At 66.8% G+C, this 1,520-nt stretch carries 3 protein-coding genes; all 3 read right to left on the bottom strand.

Annotated elements, in window-relative coordinates; genetic code table 11:
• Positions 1-194: 194 nt before the first annotated feature.
• The 3 genes from VR44_RS21765 to VR44_RS45985 all read right to left on the bottom strand — a co-directional run bounded on the left by VR44_RS21765 (position 195) and on the right by VR44_RS45985 (position 1,465).
• Entirely contained in the window at positions 195-725 is a 531-nt protein-coding gene (locus VR44_RS21765) for an amino-acid N-acetyltransferase (RefSeq protein WP_045949246.1), read from the bottom strand.
• 10 nt (positions 726-735) lie between these two features.
• Positions 736-1,185 (bottom strand): BlaI/MecI/CopY family transcriptional regulator, encoded by a 450-nt coding sequence (locus tag VR44_RS21760; protein ID WP_045949245.1) that lies wholly within the window; start codon positions 1,183-1,185, stop codon positions 736-738.
• A 115-nt stretch (positions 1,186-1,300) separates the two neighbouring features.
• On the bottom strand, positions 1,301-1,465 hold the full coding sequence (locus VR44_RS45985; protein WP_045949247.1) for a hypothetical protein: 165 nt from the start codon (positions 1,463-1,465) through the stop codon (positions 1,301-1,303).
• Positions 1,466-1,520 lie beyond the last annotated feature (55 nt).

The raw sequence follows: 1,520 nt of genomic DNA, 5'->3' as shown, positions 1-1,520 counted from the left end.
GACAAGAAGGACCTGAACCCTCTGTGCCACCGGATTTCCTTTCATCGAAAATGCAGTACGCGGAAAGGAAACCGCTTTTGCCTGGAAAACACAAACCCCCGGCGAGAGGTTCAGGAGCGCTACAAGGCGGGAAACGTACGCGATTCGGACATAGGCCACGGGCGGCCGCGGCCTGGAATAGCCCTCGTGACCGATCAGAGGTGCAGCAGCATCCGGCTGTTGCCCAAGGTGTTCGGCTTCACTCGTTCGAGACCGAGGAACTCGGCGACTCCCTCGTCATAGGAACGCAGGAGCTCCATGTAGACATCGGTCTCCACGGGGGTCTCGCCGATCTCGACGAACCCGTGCTTGGCGAAGAAGTCGACTTCGAAGGTCAGGCAGAATACCCGGCTCACCCCGACCCGGCGGGCGGTCTCCAACAACTTGGCGAGCACCTGGTGCCCGACTCCGGAGCCCTTGAGGTCGCGGTCGACGGCGAGCGTGCGTACTTCGGCGAGGTCTTCCCACATCACGTGGAGAGCTCCGCAGCCCACCACCTGGCCGTCGGAGTCGCGTTCCGCGACCCAGAACTCCTGGATGTCCTCGTAAAGGACGACCGGGGCTTTGTCGAGGAGGATCCGCTGCTGCACGTACTGGTCCAGCAGGCGGCGCAGTGCCGGAACATCTCCGGTGCGCGCGCGGCGGATGGTCACTGTTTTCGCGTCTGTGGTGGAAAGGTCTCCCATAGGCCGGACGCTATCGCCCCGGCTCGCTCCGGTGCGCGCCGGAGCCCCCTTCTTCCCGGGGTGCGGACGCGCCCGCGCCCGGGCCGGCGGCGGGGGGCGCGGCCTCGGCGGCGTCGGCGGCCGGGGGCTCGGGCTCGTCGTGCTGGACGATCCGTACGGCGTCGCGGAGGGCCTCGCGCTGTTCGGGGGACATCATGCCGAAGAAGGCGACGAGGGCGGCCGCGGGGTTGTCGCTGGTCGACCAGGCTTCGTTCATCAGTGCGGCCGAGTAGGCGGCGCGGGTGGATACCGCCGTATATCGATAGGCGCGGCCTTCCGCTTCCCGGCGGACCCAGCCCTTCTGATGGAGATTGTCCATAACGGTCATGACCGTGGTGTACGCGATGGACCGTTCCTGCTGGAGGTCTTCCAGGACTTCCCGAACGGTGACCGGGCGGTTCCACTGCCACACCCGCGTCATGACTGCGTCTTCGAGTTCTCCCAAGGGGCGAGGCACAGCAGCACGATAGTGCGGAATGGGGGGAATTGCCCGACTATTTGCGGTGCAACGCGCGGCCAATACCCGGGCGGCGGCGTTACTTCCCGGGCTGGCCCGCTTCGGCGCGCGCGAGCACGGCGTCCACGGCCGCGTCTTCCTTGGCCTTGTTGGCGCCGCCCTGGCTCTTCACGATCGTCCTCACGAGGAAGATGAAGAACGTGGCCATCACGATGGGGGGCACGAGCGCGGAAACGTAGTCCATGCCCCCCAGCGTAGCTACACCGCCGCGAGCCCGGCCGCCGGGGGCGGGGCGGGCT

This window comes from Streptomyces katrae, from assembly GCF_000966975.1.
In the GTDB taxonomy this organism is placed as follows: domain Bacteria; phylum Actinomycetota; class Actinomycetes; order Streptomycetales; family Streptomycetaceae; genus Streptomyces; species Streptomyces katrae.
This window is presented reverse-complemented; position numbering and strand designations above follow the sequence as displayed.

Excerpts from the sequence above, each read along its gene's own strand:
- VR44_RS21760 (WP_045949245.1), bottom strand. The coding sequence starts at position 1,185 with ATGACGCGGGTGTGGCAGTGGAACCGCCCGGTCACCGTTCGGGAAGTC.
- VR44_RS45985 (WP_045949247.1), bottom strand. The coding sequence starts at position 1,465 with ATGGACTACGTTTCCGCGCTCGTGCCCCCCATCGTGATGGCCACGTTC.
- VR44_RS21765 (WP_045949246.1), bottom strand. The coding sequence starts at position 725 with ATGGGAGACCTTTCCACCACAGACGCGAAAACAGTGACCATCCGCCGC.